Origin of the sequence: Paractinoplanes polyasparticus, assembly GCF_019710575.1 — a bacterium.
Lineage (GTDB): Bacteria > Actinomycetota > Actinomycetes > Mycobacteriales > Micromonosporaceae > Actinoplanes > Actinoplanes polyasparticus.
The window spans coordinates 233975-246710 of record NZ_JAHWFK010000005.1; the positions used below are offsets into that span (position 1 = coordinate 233975).

General features: G+C 72.0%; 14 protein-coding genes. 11 read left to right on the forward strand and 3 right to left on the reverse strand.

Going from position 1 to position 12736, the window contains the following annotated elements; all coding sequences use genetic code 11:
• The first annotated feature begins 22 nt into the window (after positions 1 to 22).
• Together KXC43_RS08300 and KXC43_RS08305 are read left to right on the forward strand one after the other, a co-directional pair.
• Positions 23 to 466, forward strand: coding sequence for an Lrp/AsnC family transcriptional regulator (locus tag KXC43_RS08300; RefSeq protein ID WP_221375375.1), 444 nt, complete (start codon positions 23 to 25; stop codon positions 464 to 466).
• Between the two features lie 41 nt (positions 467 to 507).
• A complete protein-coding gene (locus tag KXC43_RS08305) occupies positions 508 to 927 on the forward strand; it encodes a helix-turn-helix domain-containing protein (protein WP_308129009.1) in 420 nt (139 codons plus the stop codon).
• A gap of 9 nt (positions 928 to 936) precedes the next feature.
• On the opposite strand, the gene KXC43_RS08310 is transcribed toward KXC43_RS08305, so the two are convergent.
• The 3 genes from KXC43_RS08310 to KXC43_RS08320 all read right to left on the reverse strand — a co-directional run bounded on the left by KXC43_RS08310 (position 937) and on the right by KXC43_RS08320 (position 3660).
• On the reverse strand, positions 937 to 1965 hold the full coding sequence (locus KXC43_RS08310) for an alpha/beta hydrolase family protein (RefSeq protein ID WP_221375376.1): 1029 nt from the start codon (positions 1963 to 1965) through the stop codon (positions 937 to 939).
• Between the two features lie 449 nt (positions 1966 to 2414).
• A complete protein-coding gene (locus tag KXC43_RS08315; protein WP_255643708.1) occupies positions 2415 to 2633 on the reverse strand; it encodes a TIGR04076 family protein in 219 nt (72 codons plus the stop codon).
• 148 nt (positions 2634 to 2781) lie between these two features.
• Positions 2782 to 3660 carry a WD40 repeat domain-containing protein gene (locus tag KXC43_RS08320; RefSeq protein ID WP_221375377.1) on the reverse strand — a complete coding sequence of 293 codons (879 nt, stop codon included), beginning with the start codon at positions 3658 to 3660 and terminating at the stop codon, positions 2782 to 2784.
• A gap of 474 nt (positions 3661 to 4134) precedes the next feature.
• Here KXC43_RS08320 and KXC43_RS08325 point away from each other — a divergent pair, with 474 nt between their 5' ends.
• The 9 genes from KXC43_RS08325 to KXC43_RS08365 all read left to right on the forward strand — a co-directional run bounded on the left by KXC43_RS08325 (position 4135) and on the right by KXC43_RS08365 (position 12649).
• Positions 4135 to 5010 (forward strand): TolB family protein, encoded by an 876-nt coding sequence (locus KXC43_RS08325; protein WP_221375378.1) that lies wholly within the window; start codon positions 4135 to 4137, stop codon positions 5008 to 5010.
• Positions 5007 to 5474, forward strand: coding sequence for a nucleoside deaminase (locus tag KXC43_RS08330; RefSeq protein ID WP_221375379.1), 468 nt, complete (start codon positions 5007 to 5009; stop codon positions 5472 to 5474). The genes KXC43_RS08325 and KXC43_RS08330 overlap by 4 nt, the downstream gene beginning before the upstream one ends.
• The gene (locus KXC43_RS08335) at positions 5471 to 5872 is read left to right on the forward strand and encodes a VOC family protein (RefSeq protein ID WP_255643709.1); all 402 of its coding nucleotides are present in this window, start codon (positions 5471 to 5473) and stop codon (positions 5870 to 5872) included. Before KXC43_RS08330 ends, KXC43_RS08335 begins: the two co-directional genes overlap by 4 nt.
• Before the next feature lie 100 nt (positions 5873 to 5972).
• Positions 5973 to 6311, forward strand: coding sequence for an ArsR/SmtB family transcription factor (locus KXC43_RS08340; RefSeq protein WP_221375380.1), 339 nt, complete (start codon positions 5973 to 5975; stop codon positions 6309 to 6311).
• Positions 6308 to 6790, forward strand: coding sequence for an SRPBCC domain-containing protein (locus KXC43_RS08345; RefSeq protein ID WP_221375381.1), 483 nt, complete (start codon positions 6308 to 6310; stop codon positions 6788 to 6790). Before KXC43_RS08340 ends, KXC43_RS08345 begins: the two co-directional genes overlap by 4 nt.
• Positions 6777 to 7352 carry a TIGR03086 family metal-binding protein gene (locus tag KXC43_RS08350; protein ID WP_221375382.1) on the forward strand — a complete coding sequence of 192 codons (576 nt, stop codon included), beginning with the start codon at positions 6777 to 6779 and terminating at the stop codon, positions 7350 to 7352. The genes KXC43_RS08345 and KXC43_RS08350 overlap by 14 nt, the downstream gene beginning before the upstream one ends.
• Before the next feature lie 241 nt (positions 7353 to 7593).
• Positions 7594 to 8100 (forward strand): hypothetical protein, encoded by a 507-nt coding sequence (locus KXC43_RS08355; protein ID WP_221375383.1) that lies wholly within the window; start codon positions 7594 to 7596, stop codon positions 8098 to 8100.
• A 128-nt stretch (positions 8101 to 8228) separates the two neighbouring features.
• Complete coding sequence (locus KXC43_RS08360; RefSeq protein WP_221375384.1) at positions 8229 to 12308, forward strand: polymorphic toxin-type HINT domain-containing protein; 4080 nt, start codon at positions 8229 to 8231, stop codon at positions 12306 to 12308.
• Complete coding sequence (locus tag KXC43_RS08365; protein ID WP_221375385.1) at positions 12305 to 12649, forward strand: hypothetical protein; 345 nt, start codon at positions 12305 to 12307, stop codon at positions 12647 to 12649. Before KXC43_RS08360 ends, KXC43_RS08365 begins: the two co-directional genes overlap by 4 nt.
• The last annotated feature ends 87 nt before the right edge of the window (positions 12650 to 12736 follow it).

A 12736-nucleotide genomic window follows, 5' to 3' on the forward strand; every position in this document is an offset into this window, starting at 1 on the left:
TAACGATTGCGAAGGTGGCCGGATGGACGCCATGGACTGGGCGCTGCTGCGCGAGCTGCAGGACGACGCGCGCCTGTCCTACAGCGAGCTCTCGCGGCGGGTGCACCTGTCGCCGCCGGCCGTGGCCGAGCGGGTGCGACGACTGGAGGAGACCGGTGTGATCACGGGCTACCACGCCCACGTCGACCTGGCCAAGACCGGGCGCGAGGTGCTCGCCCTGATCCGGATGTCGTGTTACGGCCCGACCTGCGTGCTGCGCGACGACAAAGTGCCCACCTGGCCCGAGGTGCTGGAGATCAACCGGGTGACCGGCGACACGTGTTCCGTGCTCAAGGTCGCGACCGCCTCGATGGAGGCGTTCGAGGAGGTCATCGACCGGTTGGGTGGCTACGGAGCGCCGTCCAGCACGATGATTCTGTCCACTCCGCTGACCTGGCAGCCGATCGCGCCGCCCCTCGACTTGTAGGTACGATCGAACAATGGTCGTGGGTTGACGGGGAGATCGACGTGTCGGAGCCGATCGAGGGGACAACTGCCTCGGCCCAGGTCGGTCCGCGCATCCGCGAGTTCCGCAAGCAGCGCGGTCTCACCCTGCGCAGCCTGGCTGCCCGGGCCGGGTTGTCGATCGGGTTCCTGTCGCAGGTCGAGCGGGGCATCTCGTCGATCGGGCTGACCGCGCTGGGCAGCGTGGCGAGCGCGCTCGGCCACTCGGTGGCCGACTTCTTCGACACACCGGCGGCGGGCGCGGCCGATCCGGTCGTGGTGCCGATGCCCCGGCACTTCACGCTCACCCGGGGCGAGAACGCGGCCGTGCAGTACGTCTCCGGCCAGCAGACCTACCGCATGCTGTCCGATCGCGGGGCCGGCCTGGTGCTCGAGCCCATGGTGGTGCACATCGTCTCGGTGGTCACCCCACGATTGTTCTGAGGGCCCTGTTCACCTACGTGAAATTTGGCGCTCCACCTCGGCCATGGTGGCGGCCCAGATCGGCGAACCGGGCGCGATCACGTCGAAGTGGTCGCCCGCCTGCTCCAGCAGCGTGATCCCGGACGCGGCGGCGAATCGCCGGTTGATGTCGACCAGGTCGAGACCGTCGCCGCTGCCCTGCACGAGCAACGCCGGCGAGGCCAGCGGCAGCCGGGCCATCGGGTCGCTCGCCGCGTAGACGTCGGGCACGTCGTCCGGCCCGCCGCCCAGCGCGGTCGTGATCGCGCCCTCACCCAGGAACCGCCGCTGCCCCTCGCCCAGGTCGATCACCCCGGCCAGCGAGACAGCCAGCGCGAGGTCCGGGTCGTCGGCGGCCAGGCGCAGAGCGAGCTGGCCGCCCGCCGAGTGACCGAACAGCACGATTGGGGCGCCCGGGTGGCGTTGCCGGGCCTTCACCAGGCCCGCGGCGACGTCGGCCGTGGTGGCCGCCCAGCCGTGGCGGTCGGGGCGGCGGTATTCGAGGTTCCAGCTGATCCAGCCGCGGGCGGTCAGGTCGATGGCGAGCGCGTCCATCAGGTCGGCGGCCCAGTTCGACCGCCAGAACCCGCCGTGGAGGAGAATCCCGACCGGCGCCCCGGAGGGGGCGTCCGGCGCGCCGGTCGGGACCCGTTCATCGGCCCACTGCTCCGGGTGGTCGCCGTAGGCGACCCGGGCGGCGGGCTCGCGCAGCCGGTGCACGGCATGCTTGATCGCCCAGGCCAGACCCCACACGCCCCGGCCGTGCAGATGCTGGGGCGACGCGGGTTCGGCGGCGACGGTCAGGTCGTAGAAGACGGTGTTGGCGGGCGCGGCGGCCAGCAACGCCGGATCGGCCGGCGCCACCACGGCCGGGCCGTCGTGAGCGGCCAGCTCCTCGGCGGTTGCGGCGGACACCACCCGCAGGCCCACATCCAGGTCCCAGGCCGTGTTGCCGGCCAGGGAGGTGAGCAGGCCGCGGTCGGCGACCAGCTGCGAGCCGAGCACCAGCAGGACATCCATCGGTGAGCTCCTAACGGGACAGCAGGGGCAGGACTTCGGCGCCGAGCAGTTCTACACCGCGGTCGTCGGTGAGGCCGTGCGGGGTGCCGAACTCGACGCCGAGCAGCATCGGAACCGACGGGGCGCTGCCGCTCGTATCGCAGCACAGAGTCCGGCGCCACTTCGAAAACGCGGCCGGACCACCCCGATCGGTCGCCCCGCAGCAGGCGCGCGACGACCGACGCCGCCTCGGCCAGGGCGGTCAGCGGTGCGGCTGGGGCAGGCCGGCCCGAGCCGCACGCGGCTGGTGGCGCCGGCCATCTCGAGCAGCGGAAAGATCGGCGGCTGGTACATCAGGTCGCCGAACACGGTCAGCACGTCGAAGCCGGCCGCCTCGGCCGAGCGCGCCAGCCGGGCGCACGTGCCCGCGGGTTTGTCGCTCTGCAGGCCGAGCCCGATCTCCGTGCGCATCAGGTCAGGTCCTCGGAGTTCATCGTGCGCCGGCCGGTGCGCTCGACCTTCATGACCAGCCGCTCCTCGGGGTCGGGGCAGATGAAGTGCGAGTCCTGGGCGAGCCGGTCGCCGGCCGGCAGGTCGCGCTGCTTGGCCGCGAGGAGGGGCAGCACGGAGGCCAGGGCGTAGACGCAGAATGCAGCGCCACGCTGCCACCGAGCTGGAGCAGGCCGCAACGACTCGGCAGGAGACTCGCCCGAACAGCCGATGACCAGCGTCGGAAGAGTTCACAAGCGTTCACACACCCGATACAGACGTTCGTTCACGGTAGCGTCGATCCCGCCCCCGGTGGGGCTGAAATCGGCCGTTCGGATCGACCGCCGGTCAGCTCCGCCCACCGGCGAGATCGGCGCCGGTCGCCAGCGCGAGCAGCGTCGGGCGGGGACGGCCGGCGCTCAGCGCGACCAGATCTCCGGCGATCGTCATCGACTGCGCGCCCGGCGGGCGTAGATATGTCTCCCACTGGACGGAGCCGTCGCGGCCGACCGCGACCGCCTGGTTGTCGCCGGCGGAGGCGACCAGCCGGCCGTCGTCCGCGCAGGCCAGCGCGCGCGGGCGCTCCCGCGCGACCCGCAGGGTGTGCACCGGCCGGAACTCGGCGTCGAAACAGGTTGCCTGCCCGTCGAGGCCGCCCACCACCAGCACCGTGCTCGACCAGGTGCAGGCGCTGACCGGCCGGTCGGTCAGCCGGACCCACTCGCCGGGACGCCGCCCGGGACGCCAGAGCCGGGCCCATCCGCTGTCCGTGACCGCCACGACCTCGCTGCCGCGGTAGTGCGCGCCCACAACTGGTCGCCCGCCAGTCAGATCGGCCCGGCCGACGCAGGCTCCGCTGCCGATGTCCCACGCCGAGGCACGGCCGGTTCCGGTCATGCTGAACACCCAGGAACCGCCGGCCACCCAGCCGACGTGCCGCGGCCTGTCCGGCAACGCGGCCCAGCGCGCGACGCCTTCCGGCGCGGAGTCGTCCCGCAGCCGCCAGAGGGCGCCCGACCCGTCGTTCGAGACCGTGGCCAGCAGGTCGGTGGCGGACGGGCTCCACGCCGCCGCGACGATGCCCCGGCCCGTCCGCAGGCGACCGGCCGGTCGCGGACGCGCCGGATCCGAGGTGTCCCACAGCGTCAGCTCGCCGCTGGGGGCGCTGGCCGTGAGCCGGCGCGCGTCGGGACGGAACGCGATCGCCCCGTACGGAGAGGTCTTCACCGGGCTGCTCCCAGGCCAGGACGGGGTGCTCCTCGGTGGCGGCCGCGGAGCACCCCGCCGCCTGTGCGGCCAAGACGTATTGCGCAGCACCGTCCGGCGGCCAATTTCGGAGAACGCAGGTGGGCACACACGCAATCGCGAAATACGCGGCGCGCGGGTGTGCGAACAATTGACTTAACTGTCATTACAGTGACGACCGGGCCGTGCCGATCCCATTCGGAGCGGCGCCGTTTCGCAGCGATCATGGCCTCCGACCAGGCCATGGAGTCATTCAGGCATGCAGTTTTCAGTCCTTGTGGTATCGCAAGCCGCCGCCACAGCAAGGCTCGAACGATGTGCCACTGACATGGTTCTATATCGACCGAAGAAGCGCAAGCGCCGATTCATTACGGCTATCGGAAGGCGGCGCGCCGATCGGAATCCGGTCGATGATAGGTTCGGATCCCCACGCCCACCGGCGGTTGGAGCCTCTTCATGGCGTACGCCCGCAAGCTGGCTGACGGCCAGTCCTGCCGCATCCACATTCACGACATCGCCACGGGCGCCGGCACGCTCGTGCACGCCAGTTCGACGGTTCTTTTCGAGGCGCCCAACTGGGCCGCCGACGGAACCCTCGTGCTCAACGGCGACGGTCTGCTGTGGACCCTGGCCGCCGACGGCTCGGGCGCGCCCCGCCCGGTCCCGCTCGAGGGCATCCCGGAACTGAACAACGACCACGTCCTGGCGCCCGACGGCAAGACGGTCCACCTGTCCGCCGATGACGGGCACACCTACACCGGATCCCTGAGCGGTGGCCCGGTGCGCCGGGTGACCCACGCCGAGCGCCGGCACTTCCTGCACGGAATCAGCCCGGACGGCGCCACCCTCGCCTACGTCGGCGTCGAGCCGGGCGACTGGACGACGGCGAGCCTGTGGACCATCGGCGCCGACGGCGCCGGCGACGGGCCGCTCACCGTCGGCGGCGGCCCCGACGACGGGCCGGAATACACGCCCGACGGCGCCTGGATCTACTTCAACACCGAGCGCTTCTCGACCGCGCCCGGCCATGCCCAGATAGCCCGCATCCGGCCCGGCGGCGGCGATCCCGAGCAACTGACCTTCGACGACCGGGTCAACTGGTTCCCGCACCTCGCCCCGGACGGTGAGCACGCGGTCTACCTCAGCTATCCGCCGGGCACCGAGGGGCACCCGGCCGACCAGCCGGTCGAGCTACGGCTGGTCCGACGGGACGACTGGGGTTCCCCGCGTACGGTCGTCGCCCTGGACGGCGGCCAGGGCACCATCAACGTCAACAGCTGGTCCCCCGACTCCCGACGCTTCGCCTACGTGGACTACCCGGTGATGACATGACAGACGAACACCTGCAGCGCTGTGTGGAGCTGGCGGCCGAGGCGCTGGAAGCCGGCGACTACCCGTTCGGTTCGGTGCTGGCCGGGCCGGCGGGCGCGGTGCTGGCCGAGGACCGCAACCGTGAGGTCACCGACGCCGACCCGACGGCGCATCCCGAACTGGCGCTGGCCCGGTGGGCCGTCACCAACCTCTCCCCCGCGGAGCGGGCGGCCAGCACGGTCTACACGTCGGGCGAGCACTGCCCGATGTGCGCGGCCGCGCACGGCTGGGCCGGGCTCGGCCCCATCGTGTACGCCGGTTCGGCCGCGCAACTCGCCGCCTGGCGAGCCGGCTGGGGGCAGCCGGCGTCGCCGGTCGCCGTGCTGCCGATCACGAGGATCGTTCCCGGGCTGACCGTCACCGGCCCGGTCGCGCCGTTCGACGAGCAGATGCGGGAGCTCCACGAGCAGGCGGCGAAGCGATGACCGGCGAGGTGCGCCAGATGCGGCTGATCGTCGAGGTCGAGGACTTCGACGCCGCCGTGTCGTTCTTCCGCGACACGCTGGGGCTGGGCGAGGAAGCAGCCTTCAGCGGCGACGGCGACGAACGCGTCATGATCCTCGAGGCCGGCCGGGCCACGCTCGAACTGGCCAACCCGGCCCACCACCGCTTCGTCGACGACGTGGAGGTGGGCCGCCCGGTGGCGCCACGGTTCCGCCTGGCGTTCGAGGTGACCGACGCGACCGCCCGTACGGCCGAAGCGGCCGAAGCCGGCGCTGAGGTCGTCGCCCCGCCCACCGAGACGCCGTGGCGGTCGGTGAACTCGCGGCTGGAGGCCCCGGGCGACCTGCACATCACGCTGTTCCAGGAGCTCGATCAGTAGCGAATTCGTGCCCTGCCGGGACTTTCAACCAGATGGTTGACGCCTTGTCGGGCACCGACTAGGGTCACTTTCAACTCGTCGGTTGAAAGATGGAGCGGCCATGGCCCCCGATGTGCTGTCCCAGGTGTTCGCGGCGCTGGCGGATCCCACCCGGCTCGACATGGTGAGCCGGCTGGCTGCCGGCGACGCCACGGTCACTCAGCTCGCGGAGCCCTACCCGATGACGCTCCAAGCGGTCTACAAGCACCTCAAGGTGCTCGAGGGGGCCGGCGTGGTCAGCCGGCCGCCGGGCCCGCAACCACGGGCGGTGCGCCTCGAAGCGGAGGTCTTCGACCTGATGGACAAGTGGATCGAACGCTATCGGCGCCGGGCCGAGGAGCGGCACCGCCGCCTCGACGCTGTCCTGGCGGCCATGAACGAAGAGGAAGGCGTGGCGTGACCGTCAAGACCGAGACCACGATCGAAGCCGACCCGACGGTGCCGATCATTCGTCTGGCCCGCGAGTTCGCGGGCACACCCGAGCAATTGTTCCGAGCGCACACGGATCCCCGGTTGTTCGCCCTGTGGATCGGCCCGAGTTCGCTGGAAACGCGCATCGACCAATGGGACGCCCGCACCGGCGGCACCTTCCGCTATGTGTCCTCCCGCGAGGGCGAGGAGTTCGCCTTCCGCGGCTGCTTCCACGAGATCCGGCCCGATCGCATCGTGCAGACGTTCACCTACGAGGGCGATCCCGACGGCGTGGCCCTGAACACGCTGTGGTTCGACGACCTCGGCCACGGACGCGCCCGGCTCCGGACGCAGTCCCTGGTGGAGAGCTTCGAGGCCCGCGACGGGTGGCTCCGGAGCGGCATGGAGACCGGAGTCGACCAGGGTTACGCCAAGTTGGAGGAGCTGATCACCCATGACGCTGTCTGACCACCCCGCCGAGCGGCACCATGAGATCGGCGGGGTCTTCACCGACCGCGTCCTGGGCACGCGTTCGTGGGATGTGCCGACTCCGGTCGCGGCGTGGACCGCCCGCGACGTGGTCGGCCATCTCGTGACGTGGTTCCCGCCGTTCCTGCGCGCCGGCTCCGGCATCGAACTGCCGCCGGGACCGCCGGTCGCCGACGACCCGGCCGGGGCGTGGCGGGCACAATACGACGCTGTGCAGGCGCTGCTGGACGATCCGGCCACGGCCGGCCGCAAGCTCACCAACCCGCACCTCGGCGAGCTGCCGCTGGACCACGCGATCGACCAGTTCTACACGGCCGACGTCTTCATGCACACGTGGGACCTCGCCCGGGCCACCGGCCAGGACGATCGGCTCGACCCGGAATTCTGCGCCCGCCTGGTGACCGGCATGGAGCCCATGGAGCAGGTGATCCGATCCTCCGGGCAGTACGGCCCCCGCGTTCCGGTGAAGGATGACGCCGACGCTCAGACCAGGCTGCTGGGCTTCATCGGCCGCGATCCGGAATGGAGCGCCCCGGCCTGACTTCGCGACCGGTTCAGAGTGCCGCTCGCGTCGTCACCGACAGGCTTCCGTCGCGACGCCCGACCGCCAGCATCGTCCGGCCGTCGGGCAGGGTCGTGACGACCGCGGCACCCGTCCGGGGCACAGCGGCGATTTGGTCCGGCCAGTAAGATGGCCCGACCGGCACACAACCATGGTGGCGCTCTCCGCGTTTCACTGTCCGAGGTTCCACCACAACCGACCGGGAGAGATCGCCTTGAGAATGTCCGCCGTCATCAGCTCCATCGGCATCGTTGTCGCGGCCGCCACGACGGCCGCCTGCGCCGGGGTGGCCGCGGCGGACGTGCAGGTCGCCCCGGCCGCGCCGGCCCCCGCTGCCACCACCACCGCTGCCGCCGCACCGGCGACCGCCGTCGACGATCGCGACCCGGCGCTGAAGTACCAGCAGGACGGCCGGGTCGTCACCGTCACGAAGAAGGCGGCCAAGGTTGCCACCGTCACGCTGACCTCGGCCGACTACGGCAAGAACTCGGCCCGGATCGTGCTGTCGGTCGCGGCCGCGCGCCCGTTCGTGGTCGACCCGGCGATGTTCACCTTGTACGACGTCGAGGGCTGGGAGAACGACCCCACGCAGACCGGGACGGTGCGGTTCGAGCGCGGTACCGGCTCGCTCACCCTGACCTTCACCGGCACCCCGGCCCGGCCGGTCGCCCTGGGCTGGGTCCCGCAGTACGGCGAGGAGGCCGTCGCCGTCTGGGAACGCGGCTGACGGCAGCCCGGCCCGGCCGCGCATTCCAACCGGCCGGATGATGACATAGAAAGATGCACATGTCTCATTGAGGAAGATCGACGATCTCGCTATCTTCTAGCGGATTGTCTATTTCTCGGGGGAATGTAGTGCATTTTTCAAGAACAAGGCCGCGTCATGCGCGGCGGATCGCGGCTGGGCTGACACTCGCCCTCCTGGGCGCGCTGGCGCCCGCCGCACCGGCCCGGGCCGAGGAGGCGCCGTACGACGCCTCGCTCGCCCGCTGGTGGGCGGCCACTCTGGTGGTCGACGGCACCCCGTCGATCGCCCGGGCCGCGGCCGAGGCGCTGCTCGGCTCGGACGCGGACATCGAGGCCTTCGCGGCCGAGGGCGGCGGCGCCGACGAGGCCTTCGCCGCCGACGCCCGGGCGGCCGCCGAGGCTCTGGCCTCCGTGGACGGCCCGGCCACCAGGACAGCGGCCGAGACGGCCCTGGCCGGTTCGCAACAGAAGATCGAGGACTTCGTCAACGGCGGCTTCGAGCCGGCCTGGGTCACCGACGAGCGGCTCCGGGTGTTCCGGGTGCTGGAGGCCGGCGGCCCCACCACCAAGACCGCTGCGCAGGCGGCGCTGGACGGCACAGCGGCCGACATCACCGAGTTCCTCAGCACCAAGCGCGAGAAGGCCGAGAACGCCGACGACCGGCTGGCCGCGACCCGGATGCTGACCGGCGGGGTGAACAACACCGGCCCGATTCTGAACACGGCCGCCGCCGCGGCGCTGGCCGGGAACGCCGACGACCTGCGGGACTTCCTGGTCAGCGGTCAGTTCGTGGCCCGGGCCCGGGACAAGGAGCTGGCATCCATCACCAGCCTGACCCAGCAGGCCAAGGAGGCCGGCGAGACCACCGCGCGGGAGGCGCTGGCCGCCTCCGATGCCTCGAGGCGGGCGCTGAGCGCGGCCCAGGCGGCCAAGAAGTCGGCCGAGGAAGCCGCGGCCGAGACCAAGGCCGCCGGCGGTGCGGCCAAGAAGGCGTCGGCCGCCGCCGGACGCGCCGCGGATGCCGCCGCCGGCGCGGCCAAGGCTGCCAAGGAGGCCAAGGGCGCTGCCGCCGCCGCGATGCGGGCGGCCTCGATCGCTGAGGACGCGGCACGCCGCGCCACCTCCGCCGCCGCGCTCACCGCGCAGGCCGCGTCCCGGGCGCAGAACGCCGCTGCGGCCGCGCGGACCAACGCCGGCAAGGCATCAGCCGCCCGGCAGGCCGCCCAGGCCGCCAGGGACGCGGCCGACAAGGCCGTCGAGCTGGAGAAGGTGCGCGCCGAGCGGGACCGGGCGCTGTCCCAGGCCAAGGAGGCCCTGACCGCCTCGCAGAACGCGAGCGGGAACGCGACCGCGGCCGCGAACGCCGCCGACGAGGCCGGCGCCCAGGCCGGCGTCTCGGCCGAGCAGGCCCAGCGCGCCCGCAACGCGGCCGCCCAGGCCCGCCGCGAGGCCGCGGCTGCGGCCCGCGCGGCCGAACGGGCCATGAGGTTCGCCCAGGCGGCGGCCAAGGCCTCGGACGAGGCGTTCCAGTTCGCCAAGGACGCCGCCGCCCACGCCTACGCGGCGGCCGCGGCGGCCATCGACGCGGCCGACCACGCGGGCGACGCGGCGAAGGCAGCCGCCGAGTCCACCAAGCACGCCCAGGCCGCGGTCACGGCGGCCGGCCTGGCCGTGCGGGCCGCGAATCAGGCGGTCGAGCTCGAGAAGCTCGCCCGTGAACAAGACGCTCTGCGCCTGACCGAGGCCACCGACCAGGGCATCGAGGACGCCCAGGCGGCCCTCGCGACCCAGCAGGCCCAGGCCGCGGCCGGCGGCGAGCTGGTGGCCTGGAACCGGGACCTGCTCTGGGACACCGAGGAGGAGGACCGGGTCAACTCGACGACCCGGGCCCTGCTGAACGAGGCGACGGCGGCCGGCGCGTCCGACGCGGTGGTCCACGACCGGGGCCGCCGGGCCGCGCTCGCGCTGATGAAGACCGGTGGCGAGTGGACCCGGACGGCCGCGCAGGACGCGGTCGCGGGCACCGATGTGGCGCTGCGCGCGTGGCTGACCAGCGGCCGCCAGGTCGCGGTCGGGCAGGACAACCGGGCCCGGGTCTGGTCGCTGATCGACAAGCTGCCGGCCGGGGCCGAGCGGACCGCGGCGCAGAACGCGGTGAACGGCACCGACGCCGCTGTGCAGACCTTCCTGCGTACGCGGAACTACGCCGGCAAAGCGGCCAAGGACCGGACCGAGGTCTACCGGATCATCGACGCCCACCCGAACTGGGGCAACCTCAAGGCCGCGGCCGAGCGGGCGCTGGGCGGCACCACCGCCGACGTTCACCAGTTCCTGCGGACCGGTCAGTACGCGGCCGCGGCAGCCGACGAGCGGTTCCAGGTCTACCAGCTGATGGAGACCGGCGGCCCCGAGGTCAAGGCGGCCGGGCAGGTGGCCCTGGCCGGTCCGGCGTCGGGTCTGACCTACTTCCTCACCGCCGCGCGCTTCAAGGCGGCCCAGCTCGACTACGAGCAGGCCACTCACGTGGCAGCCGTGCAGAAGCTGATCGCCGAGGCCCAGCAGTACGCCCAGACCGCGGTCACCGACTCCAACGAGGCGTTGCAGACCGCGGCCCTGGCCCGGAAGGCGTCCGCCGAAGCCGACGGTTACGCCAAGCAGGCGGAGATCTCGCGGGGCAAGGCCGCCGATTTCGCGAAGTCGGCGGCCGCGTCGGCCACCGCGGCGCAGAACAGCGCAAACCAGGCCGCCCGGTCCGCGGAAACCGCCCGGGCAGCGGCGGACCAGGCCCGCGCCAGCGCCACCAAGGCGGCGCGGTCCGCTTCGGTGGCCACCGCCGCCGCCAGCCGGGCCGCCACGGATGCCGCGGGCGCCCGGAACGCGGCCGCGGCGGCCAAGGCTTCGGCCGAGGCCGCGGGCAAGGATGCTCTCCTGGCCCAGGAAGCCGCGAACCAGGCCGTCGCCATCTACAACCAGAAGCTGGCGGCGTACGAGAAGCAGCGGCGCAGCGACGAGGCCGGCAGCGGCAGCGACGGCACGGGAACGGCGAACGAGGACCACAAGACGTGGAGCTGCCTCATCCCGGACCAGATGTCGACCGAGTGCGTCAAGGTCTTCACCTCCTTCGCCGACGCGCTCATGCACCCGAACGAGTGCGGCACGACGGCCAACCGGGGCAGCACCGGCTGCCTGATGTTCAACGACATCAAGTCGTTCATCGAGCAGAATCCCGACCTGCTGCTGGACACCCTGCAGTTCGTCCTGATGGCCTGCGGTCTGGTGCCGGGCGCGGGCGAGGCGTGCGACGTGATCGACGCCGGGGTCTCGCTGGCTCGCGGCGACTACGTGGGCGCCGCGCTCAGCGGCCTCGCGACCATCCCGCTCATCGGCATGGGAGCGACCGCTCTCAAGGGCGTCAAGATGAGCGACAAGATGCGCGAAGCCCTGAAGATCTTCGAGAATCTGGCCACCGCGTGCGACAAGAAGAACAGCTTCGGCCGGGGCACCCCGGTGCTGATGGCCGACGGCACGCGCAAGCCGATCGAGCGGGTACGGGTCGGCGACCGGATCCTGTCGACCCAGCCCGGCTCGTGGCGCACCGCGACCAAGGTCGTGACCGCCACCATCCAGGGCACCGGCGACAAAAATCTGGTCGACCTCACCCTGGACACCGACGGTGACGCCGGCACGGCCACGGCCAAGCTGACCACGACCGCCCACCACCTGTTCTGGTCGGCGCGGCAGCGCGGCTGGGTCGAGGCCACCACGCTGGCCGCGGGCATGGCGGTGCGCGGCGGGGACGGCGCGCGGCTCGAGGTCGAGAAGGTCGAGCGCCGCACCGAGCGGGCAACGGTCTACAACCTGACCGTTGCCGACTTCCACACGTACTACGTGGGCGCCGGCAAGGCGTCGGTGCTGACGCACAACTGCCTGCGCTCCGACTTCGACAACCTGGCCAACGGCAACAGCCGGGGCGTGAAGGTGGTGTCGAACGCGACCGAACTGCGGGCTCTGTTCGACAAGTGGAAGGAAGGCGCCGAGCAACTTCCGGCGCGCGGCGAGAAGATCCCCGAGGTCTACAAACTCGAGGACGGTACCGTCATCCAATGGCGCCTGACCTCCGCCTCCGGCGGGGAGACGATCGACATCGTCCGCCCCGGGGCCAGGCAGGAGAAGGTGCACCTCGGATGAGCACGGTCGAGTGGATCGCCGACGAGGTCCTGACCGAGGGCCTCGACGACTGGGTGCTGGTCGACACGCTGATCGCCGTCGCCCATGAAGCGGTCAAGGGCACCGGCGGCGACTTCCGGCCGCCGGCGGCCGCGGCGATCGAGTACCTGATCCGGAACGGGCTGATGGTGGCGGGCGACATCGGGACCACGGGCTTCGAGCCGTGGACCGATCCCCCACCGGCCATGGCCCGTCGCGTGATCGAGAAGTGCGAGTCGTTCGACTGGGTGCCGCTCGGGGACGCCTGCTGGCTGTCGAACACCGATCTGGGCGCCCAGCGCGCCCGGGCCCGGCAAGCCTGAGCCGGACGGAACGCGGGGTCACGCTACGGCGTGGCCCCGCTATCGTTTCGCCAGACGTCTCCGACAGAGGACAGGGTCATGGTCCGC